General features: G+C 60.9%; 25 protein-coding genes. 16 read left to right on the top strand and 9 right to left on the bottom strand.

What is annotated here, in order from left to right:
• Positions 1–184 precede the first annotated feature (184 nt).
• The 15 genes from IB244_RS00635 to nuoG all read left to right on the top strand — a co-directional run bounded on the left by IB244_RS00635 (position 185) and on the right by nuoG (position 16,047).
• Complete coding sequence (locus IB244_RS00635) at positions 185–1,243, top strand: AI-2E family transporter (protein WP_169679920.1); 1,059 nt, start codon at positions 185–187, stop codon at positions 1,241–1,243.
• Between the two features lie 386 nt (positions 1,244–1,629).
• Complete coding sequence (locus IB244_RS00640) at positions 1,630–2,130, top strand: NADH-quinone oxidoreductase subunit J (RefSeq protein WP_192240127.1); 501 nt, start codon at positions 1,630–1,632, stop codon at positions 2,128–2,130.
• Complete coding sequence (gene nuoK, locus IB244_RS00645) at positions 2,130–2,432, top strand: NADH-quinone oxidoreductase subunit NuoK (protein WP_018855546.1); 303 nt, start codon at positions 2,130–2,132, stop codon at positions 2,430–2,432. The genes IB244_RS00640 and nuoK overlap by 1 nt, the downstream gene beginning before the upstream one ends.
• Before the next feature lie 4 nt (positions 2,433–2,436).
• A complete protein-coding gene (locus IB244_RS00650; RefSeq protein ID WP_192302776.1) occupies positions 2,437–3,900 on the top strand; it encodes a monovalent cation/H+ antiporter subunit D family protein in 1,464 nt (487 codons plus the stop codon).
• Positions 3,897–4,151 carry a hypothetical protein gene (locus tag IB244_RS00655; protein WP_169679914.1) on the top strand — a complete coding sequence of 85 codons (255 nt, stop codon included), beginning with the start codon at positions 3,897–3,899 and terminating at the stop codon, positions 4,149–4,151. Before IB244_RS00650 ends, IB244_RS00655 begins: the two co-directional genes overlap by 4 nt.
• Positions 4,144–5,901: a Na(+)/H(+) antiporter subunit D gene (locus IB244_RS00660; RefSeq protein ID WP_192302778.1), complete on the top strand. Its 1,758-nt coding sequence runs from the start codon at positions 4,144–4,146 to the stop codon at positions 5,899–5,901. The genes IB244_RS00655 and IB244_RS00660 overlap by 8 nt, the downstream gene beginning before the upstream one ends.
• Positions 5,902–5,910: 9 nt before the next feature.
• Positions 5,911–7,386: an NADH-quinone oxidoreductase subunit M gene (locus IB244_RS00665; protein ID WP_192302779.1), complete on the top strand. Its 1,476-nt coding sequence runs from the start codon at positions 5,911–5,913 to the stop codon at positions 7,384–7,386.
• Entirely contained in the window at positions 7,383–8,822 is a 1,440-nt protein-coding gene (locus tag IB244_RS00670; protein ID WP_192302781.1) for an NADH-quinone oxidoreductase subunit N, read from the top strand. The genes IB244_RS00665 and IB244_RS00670 overlap by 4 nt, the downstream gene beginning before the upstream one ends.
• Before the next feature lie 161 nt (positions 8,823–8,983).
• Positions 8,984–9,349 carry an NADH-quinone oxidoreductase subunit A gene (locus tag IB244_RS00675; RefSeq protein WP_025658427.1) on the top strand — a complete coding sequence of 122 codons (366 nt, stop codon included), beginning with the start codon at positions 8,984–8,986 and terminating at the stop codon, positions 9,347–9,349.
• On the top strand, positions 9,337–9,840 hold the full coding sequence (locus IB244_RS00680; protein WP_025658428.1) for a NuoB/complex I 20 kDa subunit family protein: 504 nt from the start codon (positions 9,337–9,339) through the stop codon (positions 9,838–9,840). Before IB244_RS00675 ends, IB244_RS00680 begins: the two co-directional genes overlap by 13 nt.
• Positions 9,837–10,373, top strand: coding sequence for an NADH-quinone oxidoreductase subunit C (locus tag IB244_RS00685; protein ID WP_169679906.1), 537 nt, complete (start codon positions 9,837–9,839; stop codon positions 10,371–10,373). Before IB244_RS00680 ends, IB244_RS00685 begins: the two co-directional genes overlap by 4 nt.
• Before the next feature lie 28 nt (positions 10,374–10,401).
• Positions 10,402–11,616: an NADH dehydrogenase (quinone) subunit D gene (gene nuoD / locus IB244_RS00690; RefSeq protein ID WP_192240133.1), complete on the top strand. Its 1,215-nt coding sequence runs from the start codon at positions 10,402–10,404 to the stop codon at positions 11,614–11,616.
• A 17-nt stretch (positions 11,617–11,633) separates the two neighbouring features.
• The gene (nuoE, locus tag IB244_RS00695) at positions 11,634–12,146 is read left to right on the top strand and encodes an NADH-quinone oxidoreductase subunit NuoE (protein ID WP_192302783.1); all 513 of its coding nucleotides are present in this window, start codon (positions 11,634–11,636) and stop codon (positions 12,144–12,146) included.
• 4 nt (positions 12,147–12,150) lie between these two features.
• A complete protein-coding gene (nuoF, locus tag IB244_RS00700) occupies positions 12,151–13,416 on the top strand; it encodes an NADH-quinone oxidoreductase subunit NuoF (protein WP_192302785.1) in 1,266 nt (421 codons plus the stop codon).
• A 30-nt stretch (positions 13,417–13,446) separates the two neighbouring features.
• Complete coding sequence (gene nuoG / locus IB244_RS00705; RefSeq protein ID WP_192302787.1) at positions 13,447–16,047, top strand: NADH-quinone oxidoreductase subunit NuoG; 2,601 nt, start codon at positions 13,447–13,449, stop codon at positions 16,045–16,047.
• A gap of 15 nt (positions 16,048–16,062) precedes the next feature.
• Here the strand turns inward: nuoG and IB244_RS00710 are convergent, their stop codons facing one another.
• From IB244_RS00710 to IB244_RS00750, 9 genes are all read right to left on the bottom strand, one after another.
• On the bottom strand, positions 16,063–16,503 hold the full coding sequence (locus IB244_RS00710; protein ID WP_025658436.1) for a CBS domain-containing protein: 441 nt from the start codon (positions 16,501–16,503) through the stop codon (positions 16,063–16,065).
• Between the two features lie 45 nt (positions 16,504–16,548).
• Positions 16,549–17,115 carry an NADH-quinone oxidoreductase subunit I gene (locus IB244_RS00715; protein ID WP_025658437.1) on the bottom strand — a complete coding sequence of 189 codons (567 nt, stop codon included), beginning with the start codon at positions 17,113–17,115 and terminating at the stop codon, positions 16,549–16,551.
• Positions 17,116–17,145: 30 nt separating this feature from the next.
• Complete coding sequence (gene nuoH / locus IB244_RS00720; RefSeq protein WP_025658438.1) at positions 17,146–18,132, bottom strand: NADH-quinone oxidoreductase subunit NuoH; 987 nt, start codon at positions 18,130–18,132, stop codon at positions 17,146–17,148.
• A 224-nt stretch (positions 18,133–18,356) separates the two neighbouring features.
• Positions 18,357–19,367 carry a zinc-binding alcohol dehydrogenase family protein gene (locus IB244_RS00725; protein WP_169679896.1) on the bottom strand — a complete coding sequence of 337 codons (1,011 nt, stop codon included), beginning with the start codon at positions 19,365–19,367 and terminating at the stop codon, positions 18,357–18,359.
• Between the two features lie 149 nt (positions 19,368–19,516).
• Complete coding sequence (locus IB244_RS00730) at positions 19,517–20,308, bottom strand: transporter substrate-binding domain-containing protein (RefSeq protein ID WP_312867191.1); 792 nt, start codon at positions 20,306–20,308, stop codon at positions 19,517–19,519.
• A 34-nt stretch (positions 20,309–20,342) separates the two neighbouring features.
• Positions 20,343–21,071 (bottom strand): amino acid ABC transporter ATP-binding protein, encoded by a 729-nt coding sequence (locus IB244_RS00735; RefSeq protein WP_192302789.1) that lies wholly within the window; start codon positions 21,069–21,071, stop codon positions 20,343–20,345.
• Positions 21,055–21,705, bottom strand: coding sequence for an amino acid ABC transporter permease (locus IB244_RS00740; protein WP_169679892.1), 651 nt, complete (start codon positions 21,703–21,705; stop codon positions 21,055–21,057). The genes IB244_RS00735 and IB244_RS00740 overlap by 17 nt, the downstream gene beginning before the upstream one ends.
• Before the next feature lie 14 nt (positions 21,706–21,719).
• A complete protein-coding gene (locus IB244_RS00745) occupies positions 21,720–22,403 on the bottom strand; it encodes an amino acid ABC transporter permease (protein ID WP_025658443.1) in 684 nt (227 codons plus the stop codon).
• Positions 22,400–23,515 (bottom strand): mannitol dehydrogenase family protein, encoded by a 1,116-nt coding sequence (locus IB244_RS00750; protein ID WP_192240140.1) that lies wholly within the window; start codon positions 23,513–23,515, stop codon positions 22,400–22,402. The genes IB244_RS00745 and IB244_RS00750 overlap by 4 nt, the downstream gene beginning before the upstream one ends.
• 209 nt (positions 23,516–23,724) lie before the next feature.
• Here IB244_RS00750 and IB244_RS00755 point away from each other — a divergent pair, with 209 nt between their 5' ends.
• Positions 23,725–24,621, top strand: a complete 897-nt coding sequence (locus IB244_RS00755; protein ID WP_169679888.1) for a GntR family transcriptional regulator — start codon at positions 23,725–23,727, stop codon at positions 24,619–24,621.
• Position 24,622 lies beyond the last annotated feature (1 nt).

The following is a 24,622-nucleotide window of genomic DNA, read 5'->3' on the forward strand; positions in this document are numbered from 1 at the left end:
CAAAGACAAGCGGTCCGGTCGCTCCTGTGGCAACATGCATGAGCCGAAGCACGTCATTGTTCTAAGCTATCCGCAGCAGTTGCGGTAGATAAATTCCAGTTCTGCGCGAAGTATTCAATTTGCCGTCGAGCTCCGCTATCATCGGCCGGCATCCGGAAACTCTATCACTATTCAAGGGGCGAGCATGCAGGAAGCGGGCGGTGGTCGCATGATCGGTTCGATAGCAACCGGTATTTTGGTGCTCGCTTTGCTTTATGTCGCCCAATCGATCTTTGCGCCCCTGATCTTTTCGCTCTTTGTAATAGCCCTGGTCTGGCCATGCCAGGCCGCCCTGCAGCGCTGGCTTCCCAAGCTCGTCGCCCTCCTGATAACGCTGATCGTCACAATGACCGTTATCATCGCGATCGGGTCTGCGGTAGCGTGGGGGTTTGGCAAGCTCGCGCAATGGCTGTTCGTCAATGCTGACCGTTTCCAGGCGGTCTATGTCGACTGGACAAATTGGCTGGAGGAGCGGGGCCTTGCGGTCGCTGGTCCCTTGGCCGACCGTTTCGATGTTGCCTGGCTCGTTGGTTTCGTGCAGGGAATGGCCGGCCGCTTGAACAGCTTCGCCGGCTTTGCGCTGCTGGTCTTCATCTTCGTCATGCTCGGCCTCCTCGAGGTCGAGGACCTTAACAAACGCCTTGTCTCTCCCGCAGCGCAACCTCACGGAATGCGTATCCTGACTGCCAATCGCGTGATTGGTGCCAAGCTGCGTCGCTTCATGACCGTGCGGACGTTTGCCAGTATCCTGACCGGACTGGTGGTCTGGCTGTTTGCGCTGGGTGCGGGGCTTGAACTTGCGACCGCTTGGGGCGCGATCGCATTCGCGCTCAACTACATCCCCTTCCTCGGACCGTTTGTCGCAACCGCGCTCCCAACGCTGTTTGCCATTGCCCAATTCGAGAAATGGCAATCCGTGGTCTTGATTTTCGCAAGTCTGAACGTGATCCAGTTCATCATCGGGAGCTATCTGGAGCCGCGTCTTACCGGTGCGTCGCTGGCAATATCTCCGTTCGCCGTCATTTTCGCAGTCTTCTTCTGGAGCTTCATGTGGGGCATCTCCGGTGCCTTCATCGGCGTGCCTATTCTGATCGCCTTCATCGTCTATTGCGCAGGCACGCCATCTGGAAAGTGGATCGCGACGCTGCTGTCGGGCGGTGCAAACGCCCACCCAGATCACGGCGTGATGAAGCAGGATCTGTAGCACATCGAGTGCCTTCCAGAGGCTCGCTGAGGTGCAACCAATATCGCGTTCGTCAAGCCTCAGATATGGGTTGCGTGAACCTCACCCCGCGATTGACCAGCTCCGATGATGTGCTTCGGTTTTGAGCCAGCGGCAAGACAAAGTTTTCTGGCGCGTCGCAGCGACGCAGAGCGCGCCGGTGACGGAACCGGTGGCTCCCCGGCCAGTGGTTCTCTTGAGCATTGTTCGCCCTACGCGGGTTGGGCCCGGGTTTTCTGCCACCATGACAATAATCTTGTGAAAGATCCGAGACTAGGGCACAATTTATAAATGCACCTGAGGTGCGCAACTATCTCAAATCCGGCCATCTCGCGCTGGGTGACAGTTTGCGTGGGAGGGTCGCGTCGATGGGTCAGGGGTTTTTTCTTCTGTTCGCGACGGTGTGCGTGATTGCGGCCCTCATTGTGGTCGTGGCGCGCAATCCCGTTCATAGCGCATTGGCGTTGATGGCCTGCTTCCTGCAGATCTCGGCAATATTCATCCTGCTTGACGCACCGTTGCCCGCCGTCATCCAGATATTCGTCTATGTCGGCGCGATCATGGTCCTCTTCCTGTTCGTGATCATGATGATCGATGTACGCGAAGCCGTGTTGCAGCGGTTCTTGCCGGGCCCCAACCTGCCCGCTCTTGTGCTGCTGGTCCTGCTTGGGATCGAGATGCTTGCGTTGGTGCTCTGGAGCAGCCGCTTTTCGGTTGCGTTGCCCCCCGCAATATCAAGCGACGACACGGTCAGGCAACTTAGCACAGCACTTTTCGCCGACTACCTGCTGCCGTTTGAAACAGCCTCCGTCATCCTGCTGGCCGCCCTGGTCGGGGCGATCGTGCTGGCGAGAAAGGACGAGCGATAATGGTTCCGCTCTCCTGGTTCATCCTGCTCGGAGTGGTCGTCTTCGTGATTGGGGCGGCCGGCGTCTTGCTGAGACGCAACATCCTGGTCGTGCTGATGTCGCTGGAGCTGCTGCTCAACTCGGTCAACATCAACTTCATCGCATTTGGGCGCCAGCATGGCGATTTCCGCGGCCAGGTTTTCGCGATTTTCGTCATCGCGATCACCGCGGCGGAAGTTGCAGTCGCCCTTGGCATCCTGGTCGCCTTTGTGAGGAACAAATCCACTCTCAAGGTCGACGATGTGACGATGATGAAAGGATAGCGGTTTGGACCCGGTGACATCGATCCGGCCGCTGCTTGCCATCGCCATACCAGGTCTGGCGGCCCTTGCGATTCTCCTTTTGAACAACCGCGAGAAATTCCGCGACGCCGTCTCGCCGATCGCGGCGGTCGCCATGTTTACGATTGTCGCCTCGATGGCGCCAACAGTGCTTTCCGGCGGGACAATCGACTTGCGCCTGTTCGAGATCCTGCCGGGGATTGACTTTGCCTTCCGGGTCGACGCGCTCGGCATGGTGTTTGCCACCGTCTCATCGCTGTTATGGATCGCGGCGGCGATCTATTCCATCGGCTACATGCGACATTTGAAGGAGCACGCGCAGACCCGGTTCTTCGCCTGCTTCGCCAGCAGCCTTGCGGCCGCCGCCGGCGGCGCCTTCGCGGCCAATCTGTTCACACTGGTGATCTTCTACGAGGTGCTCAGCCTCGTTACCTACCCGCTCGTCTATCACCACGAGGACGAAGCGGCATGGACGGGCAGCCGCAAATACCTCGTCTATCTGATGGGCGCCTCGAAGAGCGCACTTCTGGCCGCTCTGGCGCTGACCTACTCGATTGCGGGATCGCTCGACTTTGTGGCGGGTGGTCTGCTGGCGGGGGTTAATGCTACTGCAGCGCTGCTGACGGTGGTCTACTTCTGCTATCTCTTCGGCTTCGCCAAGGCTGCGGTTATGCCGATGCACGCCTGGCTGCCAGCCGCAATGGTAGCGCCGACACCGGTCAGCGCGCTCCTGCATGCCGTGGCCGTCGTCAAGATGGGCGTCTTTTGCGTATTGCGGGTGGTTTTTCACGTCTTCGGCACCGGGCTGATGGGCAGTCTGCATCTCGGCATCGCCACGGCGTATCTGGTCTCGTTCACGATCCTGATGGCGTCTGTCTACGCGCTCACGCGGGACGACCTGAAGGCGAGGCTCGCCTATTCGACGGTCAGCCAGCTCTCCTATATCGTGCTCGGCGCGGTTCTGCTGTCGCCGGTCGCCATGGTCGGCGGCATCATCCACATTGCGGCGCACGCCTTCTCCAAGATCACCCTGTTTTTCTGCGCCGGGTCGATCTATTGCGCGTCGGGGAAGCGCAACATCAGCGACATGGCCGGGATCGGCCGCCAGCTGCCCTGGACGATGGGAGCGTTCTTCGTCGGGTCGCTGAGCATGATCGGGGTGCCCCCGACCGCGGGTTTCGTCAGCAAATGGTATCTGACGCTGGGCTCTATGCAGGCGGGGGATGTTGCCTTCCTGATCGTGCTTTTGGTGAGTTCGGTTCTGAACGCCGCCTATTTCCTGCCAGTGACCTATCTCGCCTTCTTCAGGACGGAGGCGGAGGGGAGCCCGGAAACGGTCCGGGAAATTCCGATGATGACGATCCCGTTGGTCGCAACCGCGATCCTGTCTGTCTCGATGGGCGTCTTTCCCAACTATTTCCTCGCTCTGGCGGAAGGAGTTGTCAAATGATCAAGCGCGTGATCGATTTCTTTGGCGAGGAGAGATATGCCAGCCAGCGACGCCGGCTGTTCTACATTGCGCTTGTTCTGATCGTCATCGCGGACTTTCTGGTCCCGCGCGAACACGCAGAATACCTCTGGGACCGCCTGCCGGGCTGGTCGGCCGTCTACGGATTCGTATCCTGTGTACTGCTGATCTTCGTTTCCAAGTTCCTCGGCCATCAGGGTGGGCTCATGCGGCGCGAGGACTATTATGATTGACTTCGCCCATCCCGCCCTGCTGTTCGTTCTTGGTGCCGCCCCGATCCCTTTCCTTAAGGATCCGATCCGCAGGATCTATCTGGTGCTGGTCCCGCTGCTGGGCCTGCTTGCAGTAGTCACAATGCAGCCGGGCAGCTATGGGGCGACGCAGTTCCTGGGGCAGGACATCCTGATTGCCAGGGTCGACAAGCTCAGCATCGTCTTCGCCACCGTTTTTGCGATCATGGCTCTGATCGGAACGGTCTACGCCCTGCACCTGTCTCACCCCGGCCAGCACGTCGCGGCGTTCGTCTACGTCGGAAGCTCGCTTGGCGTGGTGTTTGCCGGCGACTACCTGACCCTCTACCTGTTCTGGGAAATCATGGCGTTTGCTTCGGCCTATCTGGTCTTCGCACAGGGCGGTCAGCGAGCCATCGGCGCCGGTTTCCGGTACCTCATGGTCCATGTCACGGGGGGCGTCGTCCTGCTTGGCGGTATCATTCTCCATGGACATTCAACAGGATCGCTCCTCTTCGGACCGATCGGGGAAATGAGCACCGGGACTTACCTGATCCTTGCAGGGTTTCTGCTCAACGCTGCCGTACCGCCGCTCAACGCCTGGCTGACAGACGCCTATCCCGAGGCGACCGTGACGGGAGCGGTGTTCATGAGCGCCTTTACCACGAAGACCGCGGTCTATGTGCTCGCCCGTGCCTTTCCAGGAACCGAGCTTCTTGTCTGGCTTGGCACCGCGATGGCGCTTTACGGCGTCGTCTATGCGGTCCTGGAAAACGACTGCCGGCGCCTGCTGGCCTATCACATCGTCAGTCAAGTGGGCTACATGGTAGCCGGCATCGGGATCGGAACCGAGATGGCGGTTAACGGGGCCACAAGTCATGCCTTCGCGCACATCCTCTACAAGTCCCTACTGTTCATGGGCGCCGGGGCGGTGATCTATGTTACGGGCAGGCGCAAGCTGACCGAACTCGGCGGGCTCTACAAGAGCATGCCGGTAACCGTTGCACTCTACATGATCGGTGCTTTCGCGATCTCGGCATTTCCATTCTTCTCGGGCTTCGTGACCAAGTCGATGGTGATTGCCGCTGCGGGCAAGGATCATCGGGCGCTCGTGGTGCTGGCCCTGACCATGGCGTCCTCCGGCACTTTCCTGCACACCGGGCTCAAGCTTCCCTATTACATGTTTTTCGGTACGGACCGGAAGCTTCAGGCGCGGGAACCGCCAGCAAACATGCTGGTCGCGATGGCCATGGCGGCGGTGCTCTGCATCGCGATCGGGGTTTTTCCGCAGCCGCTCTATGCGCTCCTGCCATATCCGGTCGACTTCGAACCCTATACGGGCTCCCATGTCACCGAGAGCCTCGGCATACTGATGTTTACCGCCCTGGGTTTTATACTGTTCCTCAGGGCGCTCGACCCCGAGAATACGATCAGCCTCGACACCGACTGGTTCTATCGCAAGGGCGCGCGGGCATTCATGTGGTTCGCCGAAAAGCCGCTCGCGCGCTACGAGCAGGCGGTGAGCAACGCGTCGGAGACAGCAGCGCTGCCTCTTCTCAATCGCGCGGCACGGGCAGGACTGCGGATCGATGTCGTCGCCGTGGACGGCGTCGTGAACGGCGTCGCCCACTCGATCCTGCGCGGTGGCGGGGCGCTGCGGCGGCTCCAGACGGGCGTCGTGACCCATTACGCACTGGCGATGATTGTCGGTGTGATCGCAGCCACCGTCATTCTCGCCGTGGCGTGGCGGTAGGGGGCGTCCATGGGGTTGCCGCTGCTCAGCCTCATCGTATTCACGCCCGCCATCGGGGCAGGGGTGCTGACGCTTCTGCGCAGTGAAGATGCCATCAGATGGACAGCACTGGGCATCGCCATCCTCGACCTCGTCCTCTGCATCATCATGCTTGCGAGTTTTGACACCACGACGCACGCGATGCAGTTCACCGAAAGACACCTCTGGGTGCCCGCGCTTGGGATCAGCTATGCGCTGGGCGTGGACGGGATCAGCGCGCTTTTCGTATTCCTGAGCGCGCTCCTTGGCGCGATCTGCGTGATCGCCTCATGGGTCGCGATTGACCGGAGGGTGAAAGCGTTCATGGTCAGCCTGCTAGCCATGCAGGCGCTGATGCTCGGAGTGTTCTGCGCGCTTGACCTGTTCCTGTTCTATGTCTTTTGGGAAGCGATGCTGATCCCGATGTACCTCATCATCGGCGTCTGGGGTGGCGAGGGCCGGGTCTATGCGGCATTCAAGTTCTTCCTCTACACCTTGGCCGGCAGCGTCCTCTTCCTGATCGGCGTCATCGTGCTCTATTTCAATGGCGGCGAGACCTTCGACATCCTCGCGCTGACAGCGCAGGATTTGCCGTTCCGGATCCAGTCGTGGCTGTTCTTCGCCTTCCTGGTCGCCTTTGCAGTCAAGGTACCCATGGTTCCGCTCCACACCTGGTTGCCGGACGCCCATGTCCAGGCCCCGACGGCAGGCAGCATCATCCTTGCCGGCGTGCTCCTGAAGATGGGTGCCTACGGTTTCCTCAGGTTCTCTCTGCCGATGCTACCGGAAGCGTCGGCGTATTATTCCACGCTGATGCTGGCGCTTTCGGCCCTTGCGATCGTCTACGGCGGGCTGCTTGCGCTGGCGCAGGATGATCTCAAGAAACTGGTCGCCTATTCAAGCATCAGTCACATGGGCTTCGTGACACTGGGGATCTTTACGCTGAACCTGCGCGGGCTAGAGGGCGCCATCCTCCAGATGTTCAATCACGGCGTAACGACGGGCGCGCTGTTCCTGTTCGTCGGCCTGATCTACGAGCGGACACATACGCGCAGCATCGCGGATTATGGGGGGTTGATGAAGGCAGCGCCTGTCTATACCGCGTTTTTCCTGCTGTTCACGCTGTCGTCTATGGCGCTCCCGGGAACTAATTCATTCGTGGGCGAACTGCTCGTGCTGTCAGGTGGCTTTGCGGCCAACCTTGTCGTCGGTGCGGCCGCCGTCTTTGGCGCCTTGCTGGGCGCGGCCTACCTGCTCGGCATGTATGGGAAAGTTGCGCTTGGTCCGGCAAACGTCGGTGCGAAGGTCAAGATACGCGATGTCAACGCCCGCGAGATGGCGGCGATCCTGCCGCTGGCGCTCTTCGTGCTCTGGGTCGGCTTTTATCCAAAGCCCTTTCTCGGCATCATCGACGCTTCGGTGAAGCAGCTCATGCTATATGTGCACGGTGAGGGGAGTGTCCAATGACTGCTGCCGCGCTCTTGCAGTCGATTGTAGCAAGCCTGCCCGAAATCGTGGTCGTCACAGGGGCCTGCATCCTCCTCATCCTCGGACAGCTTGTCCGGAAAGGGCAGGAGCAATTCCTTCTTTCGGCATCCGTCACGGTGGTACTGACAGCCGCTGTCCTGACGATCATGCTCGCCGGCGAGGTGCGCCCCGCTTACACGGGCATGTTCATCGCCGACCGTTTTTCGGTCTTTTTCAAGATGGTCTTTTATCTGGCCACCGTTCTGACACTCCTCCTTTCCAGAAAATATGCGGAGATCGAAGGCATCGCGAACAGCGAGTATCATGTCCTGTTGCTCCTTGCGCTTTCAGGAATGATGATCATGGCCTCGGCGATCGATCTCCTGTCGATCTATGTTGGCCTCGAACTGATGGCGCTTTGCACCTATGTTCTGACCGGCTTCCTGCGCAAAGAGCGGCGGTCGAACGAAGCAGCGCTGAAATATGTGATCCTTGGCTCGGCCTCGACCGGGATTTTCCTTTATGGCGTCTCGCTGGTCTACGGGCTGACCGGCACGACGCAACTGGATGGGGTCGCTGCGGCTGTGACCGGTGCCCGGCCCGATCCCGGATTGTTGCTTGCTGTCGTCTTCATTGTTGCGGGGCTGGTCTTCAAGGTCGGCGCGGTTCCGTTCCACATGTGGTTGCCGGACGCCTATGAAGGGGCGCCGACAACCATCACCGCCTTCATGTCTGTCGGACCAAAAGCGGCGGGTTTTGCGGTGATCCTGCGTGTGTTTCTCAACCCGCTGGTCGCAGCCTCAAATGCCTGGATCATCGTCGCTGTCATCGCGGTCGCGACGATGGCGCTCGGCAGTTTCTCAGCGCTGGTGCAGGATAATTTCAAGCGCCTGCTCGCCTATTCCAGCATTGCCCATGCCGGCTTCGCCCTATTCGGCGTGGTCGCCGGCGGCGCAGATGGGATCGCCAGCGTGATGCTCTACCTGCTGATCTACTCGTTCATGAATCTCGGCATTTTCGGCACTATCATCATGATGCGCAACGGCGATTTCTCGGGCGAGACTATCGATGACTATGCCGGTCTTTCCAAGTCGCATCCCGGTCTGGCGCTTTTGATGCTACTCTATCTGTTCTCACTGGCGGGCATTCCACCGACGGCCGGATTCTTTGCCAAGTTCTACGTGCTTGTCGCGCTGGTCGAGCAAGGGTTCGTCATACTGGCGGTGAGCGCAGTACTGCTCAGTGTTGTGGCGGCCTATTTCTATATCCGCATCGCCATGCTGATCTACATGCGCGAACCCAAAAGGGCGTTTTCCCCCGCACTGTCTCCCTTGTTGCGCGCCACGCTTGCCTTTACCGCCGCCGGCACCATAGGAATTGGCCTGTTTCCGGCATGGTTTCTGAGGCTTGCCCAGCACTCGGTATTTGGCGGCTGATCTATTGAATTTGCAATGATCCACCCGACGGAATACACTGACAATTCTAGAAAGGATTGCCAAAGTCGCTTCCTTTGCGACCGCACCTCCGGTTCCGAACTGGCGCCGGCGGCGGCCTGAAAAGAACCCTCGGTGGGCGACCGCAGCAATGCGATATGGCTATGACTGCAATGGAATTCCTGCCAGTCCTCGTCATGGTCGCCGGAGTTGCTCTGGTGACGGGAGCAACGCTTTTTGTCTCGTCACTGCTGCGGCCATCCAATCCCTATCCTGCAAAGAACGTAGCCTATGAATGCGGCATGGACCCGGCCGGCGAGGCCGCCGGCGGCCGTTTCAGGGTGCAGTTCTTCATGCTGGCGATCCTGCTGGTGGTCTTCGACGTCGAGACGATGTTTCTCTTTCCCTGGGCCGTCGTCCTGAAGGACATCGGTCTGGTCGGCTATGTCGAGATGTTCGTGTTCATGTTGCTGCTGATCGTGGGTTTCGCCTACGCCTGGCTGAAGGGAGCGCTGGAATGGGAGGCGTAGGCGATGCGATCCGCGACAGCGTGCTGTTCACGACTGCCGACAGCATCATCGGCTGGAGCCGACGCTCGGCGCTGTGGCCAGAAACCTTCGGCATTGCCTGCTGCGCCATCGAGATGATCTCGGCAGGATGCGCGCGTTACGACCTCGACCGGTTCGGCGTGGTGTTCCGGCCTTCGCCGCGCCAATCCGACGTGATGATCATCGCCGGGACCGTGACCCGGAAATTTGCTCCCGTCGTGCGCCGGCTTTATGACCAGATGCCGGAGCCGCGCTGGGTGATCGCGATGGGCACCTGCGCGATCTCGGGCGGGGTCTACAATACCTATGCGGTGGTGCAGGGATCGGAAACCTTCGTGCCGGTGGACGTGCATGTCCCCGGCTGCCCGCCTCGACCCGAGGCGCTGATGCACGGTTTCCTGCTGCTTCAGGAGAAGATCAAGAAATCCCGCGCGCTGGCCGGGACGCCTCTCGATCGGATTGCAGCCTCATGAGCGTCAAGTCGTCTTTCAATCCCGCTCTGGTCATCGAACATTTCAACGCCGCAATCGAGGATCTCGGCGCCAGGCACGGCATTCATGCCTTTGCCGTTCCACCGGAAATGATTGTTGAGTTCTGCCGATTTCTGAAACAGCACCCGGCGCTGCAGTTCAATTTCCTGTCCGATATCTGCGGCGTCGATCATTACCCCGAGCTGCCACGCTATGAGGCCGTGTACCACCTCTATTCGCTGGAGAACAAATGGCGCGTGCGCATCAAATGCCGCCTTGGTGATCCGCCCAGCGTTCCGTCGGTGACGGGCATCTGGCGGACGGCCAATTGGCATGAGCGCGAAGCCTGGGACATGTACGGCATCAAGTTCGAGGGCCATCCCGATCTGCGCCGGATCTACATGTGGGAAGGCTTCGAGGGCTTTCCCCAGCGCAAGGATTTCCCCTTGAGGGGCTACAAGGACAAACTGAATCCCTTCGGTGCCGAAGGTCCGCCGCCGACGCAGCCGGACATCGCCACCAGGGACATCCCATAAGGAGGCCGTTCTACGCCGGAGGGTTGAGATGACCGAAGTCACCGAGCTCAGCAGGCCGCAAGGCGAAGCGCTCCACACCAAGGAAGTGCTTCTCAATCTCGGCCCGCAGCACCCCAGCACTCACGGGGTGCTCCGGCTCGTTCTCGAACTGGACGGCGAGTATGTCGAGCGCGTGGACCCGCACATCGGCTACCTCCATCGCGGCACCGAAAAGCTCGCCGAGAGCTTCACCTACACCCAGATTTTCCCGCTGACGGACCGGCTCGACTATCTCTGTCCGCCGTCGAACAACCTGGCCTTCGCGCTGGCGGTGGAGAAGCTCCTCGGCATCGAAGCGCCGATCCGCGCTCAGTATATCCGCGTGATGATGGCAGAACTGGCAAGGATTTCCGGTCATCTCCTGATCACGGGTGCGCTGCCAATGGATCTCGGTGCAATGACTGCGCTGCTCTACGTCATGCGTGAGCGCGAAATGATCATGGACTTGCTGGAGATGATTACCGGTGCGCGCATGCACACGTCCTTTTGCAGGGTTGGCGGAGTGCGTGAGGATCTGCCCGACGGCTTCCTGCCCAAGATCAGGGAGTTCTGCGACATCTTCCCGAACCGGATCCGCGACTATGAGCGATTGCTCGAAGATAACAGGGTCTTTCTCAAGCGCACGAAGGGGATCGGCGTGATCTCCGGCGAGGATGCGATCGATCTTGGTCTGAGTGGCCCGAACCTGCGGGCCTCAGGTGTCGACTGGGATATCCGCCGCGACGAGCCCTACGAGATTTATGAAAGGCTCGCCTTCAACGTCATCACCCGCAACGAGGGCGATTGCTATGCGCGCTGGCGGTGCCGCGTTGACGAGATGCGCGAAAGCATCGCGATCATCGAACAATGCCTCGACCAGATGCCGGACGGCCCGTTCCAGATCGACATGCCGACGATCGCGTTCCCCGTGGACAAGGAACGCGTGCATTGTTCGATGGAGGCCCTGATCCAGCATTTCGACCTGTCGGCCTACGGCTTTGACGTACCCAAGGGCGAGGTCTATTCGGCGATCGAGGCGCCAAAGGGTGAATTGGGCTTCTACATTATCAGCGATGGGTCGCCGAAACCGTTCCGCATGAAAGTCCGCGCCCCGTCCTTCGTCAATCTGCAGGGGCTCTTCGGGGTGACCAACGCACACTACCTGGCCGACATGATAGCCGTGCTGGGTAGCCTCGACCCGGTGATGGCGGAGGTAGACAAGTAGCTGGAGACCTGGATGCAATGAGCATGCGCGAAAAAATAGAAGCAGCGGCAGCGCGGTATCCGAACCAGCGCTCAGCGATCATGCCCGCGCTTCTGATCGCGCAGAAAGAACATGGTTATCTGCCAGGCCCCGTGCTCGAGGAGATCGCCGACATCCTCGGCGTCGAGCGGATCTGGGTTTACGAGCTGGCAACTTTTTACACGCTCTTCCATACCGAACCGGTTGGCCTGTTCCACCTGCAGCTCTGTGACAATGTTTCCTGCATGCTGTGCGGCTCGGAGAACCTGCTGAAACATCTCGAAACGGTGCTGCAGATCAGGAAGGGAGAAACGACCCCGGACGGGCTGTTCACGCTTTCGACCGTTGAATGCCTCGGGGCCTGCGAGATGGCTCCAGTAATGCAGGTTGGCGACGACTACCATGGCAAGCTGGATGACGCGCGGGTGAATCAACTGCTCGACAGTCTTCGGGCAGGAGTGTCGCGAGCGGCAGCCATTGAGCCCGCTTCGGCGCGGCCGCCGGGAGAGTAAAGCCATGTTCGAGCCGGTTCTCCTCAAGAATGTCAACGTGCAGGATGGTCATTTGTTGTCGACCTATGAAGCCGGCGGCGGCTACCAGGCGCTGAAGAAGGCGCTGCGCGAGCACGCCCCCGACGAGGTCATCGACCTCGTCAAGGAGGCAAACCTGCGAGGTCGCGGCGGTGCCGGTTTCCCGACGGGGATGAAATGGAGCTTCGTCCCGAAGCAAACAGGCAAGCCGAAATATCTCTGCTGCAACGCCGACGAGGGCGAGCCCGGTACCTTCAAGGACCGCATCATCATGGAGCGCGACCCACACCAGCTCGTGGAGGGGTTGGCGGTGAGCGCATACGCGATTGGCGCCAAGACCGCTTATGTCTACGTTCGCGGAGAGTATGTGACAGCGATCCGTCGCCTGGAGCAGGCGATCGCCGAGGCCCACGATAAAGGCTACCTCGGGCGGAAAATCCTGGGCGCCGATTTCGATTTCACCGTGCATATCCATTGCGGTGCTGGCGCCTATATTTGCGGCGAGGAGACCGCGATGCTCGACTCGCTCGAGGGTAAACGCGCCCAGCCTCGCCTGAAACCGCCGTTTCCGGCAGTCGAGGGGCTATATGCCAGCCCCACGGTGATCAACAATGTCGAGACGCTTGCCTGCGTGCCGCATATCGTGATGCGTGGCTCGAGGTGGTTTCGGGAGATCGGACCGGACAAGAGCCCCGGCCCGAAGCTCTATTGCGTCAGCGGACAGGTGTTGAAACCCGGTCTCTATGAGTTGCCGATGGGCATACCGCTGCGGGAACTCGTCGAGAGCCACGCCGGCGGCCCGTTGCCGGGACGCAGGATCAAGGCGGTGATCCCGGGCGGGGTCTCGGCGCCGGTCATACCGGAGAGCGGGCTTGATGTGGGGATGGATTTTGACTCGCTTGCTGCCGCCGGCTCGATGCTCGGCTCGGCCGGAGTGATCGTGATCGATGATGCGACCTGCATGGTCAAGGTCGCCACACGGATCGTCGAGTTCTTCCATCACGAATCCTGCGGCAAATGCACTCCATGCCGTGAAGGGCTGGACTGGGCGGTGAAAGTACTGCGCCGGGTCGAGGCGGGGCAGGGTGAGCCCGGTGATCTGGAGCAGTTGGACGCCCTGTGCAAAGGAATTTTCGGAAATACGTTCTGCGCGCTGGGTGACGGGGCGGCGATGGGACTGCGGGCTGCGCTCAAGCATTTCCGCGACGAGTTCGACGTCCATATCAAGGAGCACAGGTGCCCGTACCACTAGGGTGCATCGGGAGAAGACCGCGAGGAAGCCATGGTTCGCGTCACGATCAATGACCAGACACTGGACGTGGAGGCCGGGTCTACGGTGCTGCAGGCGGCTCAGCGTCTGGGTATCGACATCCCGACTTTCTGCTATATGAAGCGGCTGCCGCCGCTGGCCTCGTGCCGGATGTGCCTGATCGAAATCGAAGGACAGCGCAAGCTGCAGCCGTCCTGCGCCACCGCGGTCACAGACGGCATGGTCGTGCGAACGAACACGCCGCTGATTGACGAAACACGTTCGTCCATGCTCGACATGCTGCTCGCCAATCACCCCCTCGACTGCCCCATCTGCGACAAGGGCGGCGAGTGTGAACTGCAGAACCAGGTGATGGCCTATGGGCCACGCGAAAGCCGTTTTCGCGATGCCAAACGCGTGTTCCATTCCGAAGATATCCGTCTGAGCCCCGTCGTCATCATGAATGTCAATCGCTGTATCCAGTGCCAGCGGTGCGTGCGGATGTGCGAGGAGGTGGTCGGCGCGGTCGCCTTGGGCACGGTCGAGAAAGGCATGGATACTGCCGTAACCGGGTTTGAGGGCAGTCTCGCGAGCTGCGACCAATGCGGCAATTGCATCGAAGTCTGCCCGGTCGGTGCGCTGATGAGCTTCCCCTATCGTTACAAGGCGCGGCCCTGGGATCTGGCCGAAACCGACACCATCTGCCCGCATTGCGGTACCGGCTGCCAGCTGACAGTTGGCACGCGCAAGGGCGAGTTCATGCGCGTGCGCTCAAAATGGGACCAGGGGGTCAACCGCGAAACGCTCTGCGTGCGCGGGCGCTTTGGCCTCGATTTCGTCACAAGCCCGGAGAGGCTCAGGCGACCGATGGTCCGCCGTGATGGCGCCCTTGTCGCAGTTTCCTGGGAAGAGGCCGGGGACCACCTGAAACGGCGCCTTTCGGCAGTCGAAGGAAAGGCCGCAGGCGGGCTTGCCTCGCCACGCCTTCCAAACGAGACGCTTTATCAATTCCAGAAAATGATGCGCACGGTCTTCCGGACCAACAACATGGACTGTTCCTCGCGCTGGTCGACACCCTACGATCCGCTCGCTGCGTTGGTCACCGGCCACTACAGCCGCGCGCCGCTGGCCGACGTGATCGGCAACGATTGCGTGCTTGTCATCGGTGGCAACCCGACCGAGGAAAACCCGGTCACCGAATACCTCCTGCGGGACGCTGCGCGGCGGCGACAGACCGGATTGTTCATGCTTTCTGCCCGGCCATCCCGACTGGACGCCGACGCCAGGGCGGTCGTGCGTGTGTCACCGGGCGGTGAGGGGCCAGGTCTCGCTGGGGTGGTGGCTGGGCTCATGGCAGCGGCTGATGCGAACCTGCTGGGCGCCGTTCCCGCGAACCTCGGCGGACCGCCGGCGGCCATTGGCGATGAGGTATTTCGTCTGGTGCGGGCATTGCTCAACGCGCAGAGCGTCACACTGCTTGTCAGCGCCGAGCTCCTGAGGTCGTCGACAGCACGTGACACACTGCAGCAACTCTCAAACCTTATGCAGCTTGTCCGCCTGCTTGGCAAAAGACTGGCGATGCAGTTTCTCTTCGACCGCGCCAACCAGCTTGGAGCCTGGGATATGGGCGTGCTGCCGGCAACTCTGCCGGGGCTGCGCCCGGTCGCTGACGATCAGACACACACAACACTCGAACGGAGCTGGGGCACTGAGATACCGTCCGAGCCCGGCTCGGATTTCGACGGGATTCTCGGCCTCTGCGACAAGGGGCAGATGGGCGCGCTCTATATTGCCGGAAGCGACCCACTTGGGTCCTATCCCGACCGTGCGTACGTACAGCAGGCCCTTCGTGCCGCCGAGCTCCTGATCGTGCAGGATGCGTTTCTCACCGAGACTGTCGGCATGGCCGAGGTGGTGCTGCCGGCCGCGAGTTACGGCGAGGAGACCGGGACCTTCACCAACAATGAGGGCCGGCTCCAGAAGGTCTGCAAGTTCCATGAACCCGTCGGCGAGGCACGCGGCAATCTGGCGATCTTCGACTTCGTCGCGGCACTTCGTGGCCACTCACTGCGACCATCGATCCAACGCGAGATTTTCGACGAGATTGCCAGGCTGGTTCCTGCTTACGAGGGCTTGAACTGGGACGGCCTTGGCGCAGACGGAGCGTTCACCAAAGGGGGACTTGCGCCACCACCGGCTGGCGGGTTCTTCGCCCCGGCGCCTGCTTCCGCTCAATCCGACCGTCTCATGCTGGTCACCGGCAACTGCCTGTTCCACAATGGATATCTTTCCGAACGATCGGAAATCCTGAATACGGTCGCAGATGACCCCTATGTCGAGATGGGCGCACAGGATGCCGAGGAGTTGGACCTTTCCGATGGCGATCAGCTTGTCGTGCGCTCAGCCCAAGGCGAGCTGACTGCAAAGCTCAAGGTCAACAGGCGCTTCCCAAAGAACCTTGTGTTCGTTCCTGAAAACTACAGCGCGTTGCGCCTCAACAGCCTGATGCAGCGGGGCGAATACCCGTGTCCGGTGGAGGTTCGAAAGGCGCGGGTGGCCAATGGAACCGCAGCCGCCGTCCTCGCACCTGACCCCGAAGACAACGCAAAGGGCAGGACCGGTGGCCGCCTCTAGCCCTGGCGCGCCTTGTCAATGATAGCTGACCCCGCAGATGTAATCCTGCAGATCCTGCTCCGTGCGCATCGCTTCCTCGAGCCTGTACTTGACCACGTCGCCGATGCTGACGATGCCGGCGATGTTGTCGCCTTCCATGACGAGAACGTGGCGCGTCCGCCGCTCGGTCATGATCGCCATCACGAGAGGCAGTAAATCGTCTGTGGAGCAGGTCGCCACACGCTGGCTCATGATCTCGCTGACGCGCATGGCGGGTGCTTGGGTGCCATATTTGGCGACGGCATTGCAGCAGTCCCGCTCCGACACCGTTCCCAGGCATTCCCCCGGGTAACGGGCGACGATTACGAAGCCGATGTTGTTTTCTCGAAACAACCTCAGGACCTCCACCATCGTGTGGTTGGGTGTAACCGAGACGATCTCGGGAGACTTGCTGTTCAAGATCTGGCGCACATGCATGTGGGCCTCCTCTCTGCGCGCTTTGCCTTGACGGCTGGCGCATTTTCACGTTCGTCGGATATTACGCCACCAATTGTACCCCTGCCGCCCGCCGGTCTCGACCAGGACCTTCGGTTCGACACTGAGGCGCGCAGCCACCACGCTGCCGCCAGTCGCTGCCTTGCCCGGCTTGGCAAGCAGATCGTCACGCCCGATCACAAGCTCGCGCGAAGAGAAGCTGGAGAATTCGTATTGCTGGCCAAGCGCGATCGCGTCTGCTGGACAGGCATCCTCGCACAGGCCGCAGAAGAGGCACCGTGCCGTATCGATCTCGAATTTCGCCGGATGACGCTTGCCCTTCTCATCCTCGTAGGGGACGACTTCGATGCAGTCGCATGGACAAATGCGCGCGCAGAGTTCGCAGGCCACGCACTTGATCTCACCCTCTTCGTCACGCTTCAGGAAGTGATGCCCACGGTAGCGTGAATAGGGAAGCCATTTCTCCTTGTCCGGGTACTGCATGGTTACCGGTTTGGAAAACATGTAACCGAAGGTCAGAGCCAAAGCCTTCGCCAGGTCGGCGAAGAACGCCCAGCCGATCCATGTGCCAATTCTGTCCTGCGCGTGCGACATCGCTGCCTCACTACCGAGCCGCTATGGCCCCTAAAGGAAGACAAGACCCGTGATAATTATGTTCGCCATCGAGAGAGGAAGCAAGACTTTCCATCCGATCGCCATCAGCTGGTCGTAGCGGTAGCGTGGGAAGGTGAAACGGAACCAGATGAACATATAGACGAAGAATGCGACCTTGAGCGCGAACCACAGGAGCGGTGGCAAGGGGATGAGCGCGCCGTTCCAGCCGCCAAAGAAAAGGATCACCGCCAGGACCGACACCAAAAGGACGATGGCATATTCGCTCACCATGAACAACGCAAACCGGATACCGCTGTATTCGGTATGGAACCCGGCACCGAGATCGCCTTCCGCTTCCGCCAGGTCGAAAGGAATGCGCTGGGCTTCGGCCAGGCCGGCGACAAAAAACACGAAGAAGCCGATCGGCTGGTAAACGATGTTCCACACATCGGCCTGCGCACGCACGATTTCCAACAGGCTCATGGATTGCGCCAGCATGACCACGCCGATCACCGCGAACCCCATCGGGATCTCGTAGCTGATCATCTGCGCGCAAGTCCTGAGGCTGCCGAGGACGGCGTATTTGCTGTTGGCCGCCCAGCCACCGAAGATAACGCCATAGACCTCGATCCCCAGCACCGCGAAGACGAAGAGAAGCGCGACATTCATGTCGGAGACATAGAGGGAAATCTCGTTGCCGAGCACCGAGACGGATTCGCCGAAGGGGATCGCGACGAAGACGACAAAGGGCGGAGCGAGCGCCAGGATGGGAGCCATTTTGAACAGCAAGCGATCGGCCTCGGCGGGAATGTGGTCCTCCTTGGTCAGAAGCTTGATTCCGTCCGCCATAGGCTGCAGCAGCCCATGCCACCCAACCCGCATCGGCCCCATCCGCTGCTGCATGTGTCCGGCGATCTTGCGTTCCAGCCAGGTGAGAGGCAGAGGCAGCAGCAGCAGCATCGCAATAAGCAACGCGACCTTGAAGACGATCAATCCGGTGGCGAGTACGAGTTCCATAGTCCGCGGCTGCTTGTTCACGGGTTGAAACACATGGCCGGTTTTTATCTCCGGCTATTCATTGCGTACTCTGCACCTGTCAGGTCGCAGATACAACTGCGACGCAGTCCATGCGGTTGCGCCCATGATCTTGTCGCTGCCTCACAGCTGCTGTCGCAGGCATTCGATGCTTCGGCGACAGCCCGTCGGGGACCCGCGCTCGCGCTTGAAATTCGTCGATGCTTTCAAACGTCCAGGATCGCCTTGATGACGCCCGCCTCGGGACGGGCCCATTCCACCAGCAGGGCCGCGCCATCTTCCAGGCGTCCCCGATGCGTATTGAGGGCACGGGTCGGCACCTTGCCGGCCTCGATCTGGCGCACGACCTCGGCAAAGTCGTCCGGCTGGGCATTGCGGCTGGCCAGAAGCGTCGCCTCACGCTTGTGGAATTCGGGGTCGGAGAATGTGATGTCTTGCCGTACGACGGAGAGCAGCACATAGCGCGCGCCGTGGGCGAGGAAGCCGAAACCCCGCTCGATGGGGCCGGCACTCCCGGTCGCGTCGACCACCACATCGAAACCGTCGCCGCCGGTCAGGCGGTTCGCTTCCGCCTCGGCGGAGGCATCGGCGAGCATTGCAGCGTCAGCGCCGAGCCGGTCTGTGGCAAAGGCGAGCCGGTCGGCGCGCGTGTCCATGACAGTCACATGCGCTCCGCGCGTCTTGGCGAAAATGATCGCCGACATGCCGATCGGACCGGATCCGGTAACGAGCACGCGGTCGGCGGCGTTAATCGCGCCGCGCTTGACGCCGTGCGCGCCAATCGCCAGGAATTCGATCATCGCCGCATCTTCAAGCGCGATACCGCCCGTCGGCACCACGTTGGCCTCGGGCACCGAAACATATTCGGCCATGCCGCCGTCGCAGTGCACGCCCAGCACGCGGATCGACTGGCAGGCATTCGTCAGCCCCTTCCGGCAGGCATGACATGTACCGCAGGAGAGATAGGGCACGATATAGACGTGTTCGCCCGTCTTGAGACGGCTGCCCTCAGGGGCTTCCTCGACCGTACCGGAAAGTTCGTGGCCCATGACGCGCGGGTATTCGAGAAAGGGGTGCTTGCCGGCGAAGATGTGAAAATCGGTCCCGCAGATGCCGACATGGCGGATGCGCACGAGAACCTCGCCAGCGCCGCGTGCCGGTGCCGGACGGGAGACAAGCGAAAGACGGCCGGGTTCTTCGCAGAGAAGCGCTTTCATGAAGTTCATCCTGATTGTCTGAAGGTTTGGACGGCACCACAGAGCCGCCGGGCATATCGACAAGGTCCTTCCGCCTCATCATCAGTCGGCAGCCCGACCGGACGCGGGAGGTGCATGGGCGACCGTGGGTCGGCCGCCCCGCTGTCCGCTTACGGTTTCGGCATTTCCGCCGGCAGGTCGACGTTGTTGTACTTCTTGTAGATCTCGTTCAGCTTTCCGTTGGCGAGATCGGTCTTGACCCAGTCGTTGACCGCCGCCTTCAGCGCATCGTCGCCCTTGCGCAGGCCAACGGCATAGGGATTGACCTTGAGCACGAACTTGACCTCGAGCGGGTCGTTCGTCCGGCGCTCGTTGACGGCATTCATGATCTGCGGAGCGGAGATCATGATATTGTTCTGGTCGGAGACGAGTGCGGTGACGAGGGTCGCGTCGTCGTCATAACGCACGATGTTGGCTCCCGTTGCCTGGCTTGTGGCTACCTTGTCGTTGGTCGTACCGCGGGTTGTTGCGACATCCTTGCCCACCAGTTCTTCCAAGCCCTTGATCTCAAGGCCCTTCGGAGCAGCTGCGATGACCTGGATGACGCCGTGCGGATCGGCGAAATCGATCACCTTCTTGCGTTCCTCACTGATGGAGAGCGAAGCGACGACCACGTCGGCCTTGTTTGTGAGCAGGAAGGGAATGCGGTTCGGGCTGGTCACCTCGATGATTTCGAGCTTCACGCCGAGGTGATCGGCGAGCAGCTTTGCGCTTTCCACCTCGGAGCCCGTCGGCTGCATGTTGGCGTCCTGCATGCCGAAGGGCGGTGAGCCGAGGTCGATGGCCGCGCGCAGCGTGCCGCGTGCCTTGATGTCGGCAAGCGTATCGGCGATGGCGATTGCCGGGACGGCACCAAAGAGAGCGAGCGCCAAAGCGCTGGTCATCAGGGTTCTGCGTTTCATCATTTAATCTCCTCCTTGAGACATTTCGATCGAATTAGAGGCCGTTGCTCAGGAACTCGTTTAGTTCCTTGGTCTGCGGATTATCCAGCATCGCGCCGGGGCCTGTTTCCCAGACCTTGCCCTGGTGCATGAAGATCACCTTGCTCGCCACCTTGCGGGCGAAGGCCATTTCGTGGGTGACGAGGATCATGCTCATGCCCGCGCGGGCGAGATCCTCCATGACGCGAAGCACCTCGCCGGTGAGCTGCGGGTCGAGTGCCGAGGTCACCTCATCGAAGAGCATCAGCTTCGGTTGCATGGCGAGCGAACGGGCGATGGCGACGCGCTGTTGCTGGCCGCCGGAAAGTTGCTCGGGGTAATTGTCGGCCTTCTCCAGGAGGCCAACCTTCGCCAGCACCTGCTCGGCAAGCGCGCGCGCTTCAGCCTTGCCCATGTTCTTGACGCAGGCGGGCGCGAGCATGATGTTTTGCGCCACCGTCAGATGCGGGAAGAGGTTATAGCTCTGAAAGACGATGCCGACATCGCGACGCAGCGCCCGCCGGTCGAGTGCAGCGTCGTGGACCTTGTGGCCGCAAACGAGGATCTCACCGCTGTCGATGGTCTCGAGTGCGTTGATACAGCGTAGCGCAGTCGACTTGCCTGAGCCCGAAGCACCGATCACCGCGATCACTTCGCTGGCGCCGATATCGAAACTGACACCCTTCAGGACCTTCACGGCCCCGAAGCTTTTGTGCACGTTGCTGAGGCTAACGACGGCCGACATTGAGTTTCCTTTCAAGGCTGCGGCTCCAGGCCGAGAGCGGGTAGCAGATGGCGAAGTAGAAGGCGGCGACGACGATGAACACCGTGAAAGGCTCAAAGATCGTGTTGTTGACAAGCTTGCCGGCCTGGGCGAGCTCGACGAAGCCGACAACCGAGGCCAGCGAGGTGTTCTTGACGATCTGCACGAGGAAGCCGACGGTCGGCGCCGTGGCGATGCGCATGGCCTGCGGAAGGATCACCCGGGTCATGCGTTGCCAGCGGCTGAGCGCCAGGCATTCGGCCGCCTCCCACTGGGTCTTCGGCACAGATTCAAGGCAGCCGCGCCAGATTTCCGCAAGGAAGGCAGAAGAGTAGATGACAAGGCCAAGGCCGGCGGCGACAATGGCCGGCAGGCTATCGAGGCCGATGACGGCAAGGCCGAAATAGAAGAGGAAGAGCGTGACGAGCAGCGGTGTGCCCTGCACGATCTGGATATAGCCGCTGGCAAGTCGCCGCAGCAGCGGGCTTGGCGAAATCCGGGCGAGCGCCATGGAAAAGCCCAGGACGGAACCCCCGATGAAGCCGATTGCTGAAAGACCGATGGTCCAGAGCGCCCCGACGGCGATGAATTCGATGTGGACGGGCGTGAGCGACATGTCCTGTTCCTTCCTCAGATGGCCGTGCCCAGCTTGCGCCGACGGGGGAAAATAACGAGGCCGAACAGGATGAAGGCTACCCGCACCACGAAGGACAAGGCGATGTAGAGAGCCCCCGTGACGATATAGGTCTCGAAGGAGCGGAACGTGTCCGACTGGATGCGGTTTGCCACAGCCGTCAGTTCCTCGGCGGAAATTTGCGATGTGATCGACGAGGCGAGCATCAGCAGTACGTACTGGCTGGTCAGTGCCGGATAGACACGCTCGATCGCAGGACGCACGATGACGTGCCAATAGGTCTGGGTGCGCGTCAGCCCAAGACATTCGGCGGCTTCCAACTGGGACTTGTGAATGGACTCGAGGCCCGCCCGCACGATCTCGCAGGTATAGGCACCAACATTGACCACAAGGGCTGCGACGGCTGCCGTGTTCGCCGATACCTTCAAGCCCATCGAGGCGAAGCCAAAATAGACCAGGAAGATCTGCACCAGCAGCGGTGTGTTGCGTATCGTCTCGACGTAGACCGCTACCAGAAATTTCAGCCAGGAAGGACCGTCCGCCCGCGCGATGGCGCAGAGCGTGCCGACAACGAAACCCAGGACTGTTGCGAGCGCAGAAAGCTTCAGCGTAAGCCAGACCCCCTGCAGGAACACCGGCCAGTACGGCAGGAGGGCGGAAAAGTCGAATGTATAGCTCATGCCGTCGCCTTCTGCCGGGAAACGATCGAGGAAAGAACCGGCGCTGGCGTACCGGCCCAGTCGAGGAAGGCCGCGATACGCCGTTCGACCTTCAGCGCGTGATTCCCAGCGATGTCGGCGATGCGGTGGTCGAGATAGGGATTGCGGAAGCGGTCCATGGTGGTGGCGACATAGGCGCGCGCCGCATCCTCCATCCCGCGTGCGGAGAATCCGGGCAAGACCTCGTCGCGATAGATCGCGTCGAGGCGGGTGTTGACGGCAGGCACTGCCAGGATGGCACGAACGGTCTCATGCTCCGGCCGGCCGTCGCGCTGCCAGATATCGGCAAGGACGCTGTGGCCGAGATTGAGAATATGCAGCTTGAGCCGCTCGTAGGGTTCGAGGTCGTCCGTCAGCACGATGGACGGATGCGTGCAGGGCAGGCGCAGGCCCGGCGTCCGCTCGATCGCCCAGAGCGCATAAGGCTCCGCCACCGCGCCCGCCGGCTGCAGCGGCTCGGAGACGATGCGATCGACGAGGGTGTTGGCGAAAACCACCTCCTGGTCGAGGAACCTCAGGAAATCCGCAGGGGCGCTGGCCGTCGCCGCAAGGTCGCGGACAATGGCCCTTAGCGCCGGTCCGTTGCGGTTGACGAGTTCGCAGGGCAGCACCGTCAGCGGACGCCCGCCGCGCTGCCAGCGGGCATGGAGAAGCTGAAGGAGCTTGCCGGGAAACGAGACAAGCGGCGTGTCAGCAGAAAGGCCGGTGGACGCCTCGCCGGGAGTGACCGCATAGCCTGAGTCACCGGTGTTGGAGACCACAAAATCGGCTTCGTGAGCGAAGAGATCGACGATCTCGGCCCAGTCGCCGGCGGTCGAAAGGCCGCGCGATACGCTTTTCACCGCCACGCGACGCTCGGTGGCCATGCCGTTTTCAAGGCCGCGAAGAACGACAGGAAAGCCCGCCGGATCGGAAAAGGCCGCAAGCCGACCGGCCCGCTCGGCAGAGCCCGAGGTCTGCACGATGACGACCGATGGCACCTCCTGACCCGCGTCCCGTGCCTCGTGCAGGAAAAGATCCACATGCGCCTGAAGGAAGCGGCTCGTGCCGAATTGAAGGATGAGCCCCGTCATAGGCCGAACACCGGGAGGCGGCCGGTGCCCAGAAGAAGACAGCAACAGAAAAGGGTGTGAGGATGCGCTTCGCATCCATTGTCCGCGTGCATGAACTCCTCCTTCCACACAGCTGGTCTGTTTTTTTTGTATAAAAGACATTATTTGGACGGGCAATCTGTTTTTTTTATAAAAAAATCATTGTAAAAGACAAAGCGTCGGGGGGCGGCATGAAGACGAACACGCTTTACAAACGGACGCTCAATCAATGTCTTGACGTACTCGCACGCAAGTCGCCGGGATCAAAGCTTGCGTCTGAGCCGGTCCTGGCGGCCGAACTCGGCGTCAGCCGGACGACGCTGCGCGCCGTGCTGGCGGAGCTTTCGAGCAGCGGTATCGTCGCGCTCGACGGGCGCTCCAAAGTGCTCCTGCGCCTGCCGTGCGCCAAGGACTATCAGGCAGGGACTGATCTCGGGCCGCTCGCGGAGATCGTGGAACGCAAGTTCATGACCTGGATGGTGGGGCCAGATTGCAGTCCTGGCCAGAGCATCAATGCGCTCGATCTCGCCCGCCAGTTTGGGGTCTCCACGTCTGCCATCCGCGAATGCCTCAACACGTTCAGCCATTTCGGCCTGCTGGAGCGGCAGAGCAGCGGACGCTGGAAGGCCCTCGGTTTGACGGTGGACTTCGTGGCCGAGCTTTTCGACATGCGCGAATTCATGGAAATCCGGGCAGTGGAGCGCTTCATGGCGCTACCGCCCGACCATGCCGCATGGCGCACGCTTGCGTTCCTCGAACAGGAGCATCGGGAGATGCTGGCCGAAATCAGCTGGCGCTACCGCGATTTCTCCGATCTCGACCACCGGTTCCATAAGCTGGTCCACGGCATCGCCCCCAACCGGTTCTTCATCAATATCCAGGGCGTGATGTCGGTCATTTTCCACTATCACTATCAATGGAGCAAGAAAGACGAGCGACAGCGCAATCACGTCGCGGTCGAGGAACATCTGGCCTATATCGCTGCCCTTCAGAGTGGCGACCTCAAACAGGCGCGGCATGCCTGTGCCGAGCATCTGAAGACCGCCCGCTCAACGCTTCTCTCCTCGATCGAGATCGCCTCGGACTGAC

Source organism: Rhizobium sp. RHZ02 (genome assembly GCF_014851575.1).
Lineage (GTDB): Bacteria > Pseudomonadota > Alphaproteobacteria > Rhizobiales > Rhizobiaceae > Rhizobium > Rhizobium altiplani.

What these genes read in the sequence shown, in the direction of transcription:
- IB244_RS00680 (WP_025658428.1), top strand. Translation starts at nt 9,337, where the DNA reads ATGGGAGGCGTAGGCGATGCGATCCGCGACAGCGTGCTGTTCACGACT.
- nuoK (WP_018855546.1), top strand. Translation starts at nt 2,130, where the DNA reads ATGGTTCCGCTCTCCTGGTTCATCCTGCTCGGAGTGGTCGTCTTCGTG.
- IB244_RS00730 (WP_312867191.1), bottom strand. Translation starts at nt 20,308, where the DNA reads ATGAAACGCAGAACCCTGATGACCAGCGCTTTGGCGCTCGCTCTCTTT.
- IB244_RS00655 (WP_169679914.1), top strand. Translation starts at nt 3,897, where the DNA reads ATGATCAAGCGCGTGATCGATTTCTTTGGCGAGGAGAGATATGCCAGC.
- IB244_RS00675 (WP_025658427.1), top strand. Translation starts at nt 8,984, where the DNA reads ATGACTGCAATGGAATTCCTGCCAGTCCTCGTCATGGTCGCCGGAGTT.
- IB244_RS00745 (WP_025658443.1), bottom strand. Translation starts at nt 22,403, where the DNA reads ATGAGCTATACATTCGACTTTTCCGCCCTCCTGCCGTACTGGCCGGTG.
- nuoH (WP_025658438.1), bottom strand. Translation starts at nt 18,132, where the DNA reads ATGGAACTCGTACTCGCCACCGGATTGATCGTCTTCAAGGTCGCGTTG.
- nuoG (WP_192302787.1), top strand. Translation starts at nt 13,447, where the DNA reads ATGGTTCGCGTCACGATCAATGACCAGACACTGGACGTGGAGGCCGGG.
- nuoE (WP_192302783.1), top strand. Translation starts at nt 11,634, where the DNA reads ATGAGCATGCGCGAAAAAATAGAAGCAGCGGCAGCGCGGTATCCGAAC.
- IB244_RS00665 (WP_192302779.1), top strand. Translation starts at nt 5,911, where the DNA reads ATGGGGTTGCCGCTGCTCAGCCTCATCGTATTCACGCCCGCCATCGGG.
- IB244_RS00685 (WP_169679906.1), top strand. Translation starts at nt 9,837, where the DNA reads ATGAGCGTCAAGTCGTCTTTCAATCCCGCTCTGGTCATCGAACATTTC.
- IB244_RS00660 (WP_192302778.1), top strand. Translation starts at nt 4,144, where the DNA reads ATGATTGACTTCGCCCATCCCGCCCTGCTGTTCGTTCTTGGTGCCGCC.
- IB244_RS00750 (WP_192240140.1), bottom strand. Translation starts at nt 23,515, where the DNA reads ATGACGGGGCTCATCCTTCAATTCGGCACGAGCCGCTTCCTTCAGGCG.
- IB244_RS00710 (WP_025658436.1), bottom strand. Translation starts at nt 16,503, where the DNA reads ATGCATGTGCGCCAGATCTTGAACAGCAAGTCTCCCGAGATCGTCTCG.
- IB244_RS00715 (WP_025658437.1), bottom strand. Translation starts at nt 17,115, where the DNA reads ATGTCGCACGCGCAGGACAGAATTGGCACATGGATCGGCTGGGCGTTC.
- IB244_RS00740 (WP_169679892.1), bottom strand. Translation starts at nt 21,705, where the DNA reads ATGTCGCTCACGCCCGTCCACATCGAATTCATCGCCGTCGGGGCGCTC.
- IB244_RS00725 (WP_169679896.1), bottom strand. Translation starts at nt 19,367, where the DNA reads ATGAAAGCGCTTCTCTGCGAAGAACCCGGCCGTCTTTCGCTTGTCTCC.
- IB244_RS00635 (WP_169679920.1), top strand. Translation starts at nt 185, where the DNA reads ATGCAGGAAGCGGGCGGTGGTCGCATGATCGGTTCGATAGCAACCGGT.
- IB244_RS00640 (WP_192240127.1), top strand. Translation starts at nt 1,630, where the DNA reads ATGGGTCAGGGGTTTTTTCTTCTGTTCGCGACGGTGTGCGTGATTGCG.
- IB244_RS00670 (WP_192302781.1), top strand. Translation starts at nt 7,383, where the DNA reads ATGACTGCTGCCGCGCTCTTGCAGTCGATTGTAGCAAGCCTGCCCGAA.
- IB244_RS00735 (WP_192302789.1), bottom strand. Translation starts at nt 21,071, where the DNA reads ATGTCGGCCGTCGTTAGCCTCAGCAACGTGCACAAAAGCTTCGGGGCC.
- nuoF (WP_192302785.1), top strand. Translation starts at nt 12,151, where the DNA reads ATGTTCGAGCCGGTTCTCCTCAAGAATGTCAACGTGCAGGATGGTCAT.
- nuoD (WP_192240133.1), top strand. Translation starts at nt 10,402, where the DNA reads ATGACCGAAGTCACCGAGCTCAGCAGGCCGCAAGGCGAAGCGCTCCAC.
- IB244_RS00755 (WP_169679888.1), top strand. Translation starts at nt 23,725, where the DNA reads ATGAAGACGAACACGCTTTACAAACGGACGCTCAATCAATGTCTTGAC.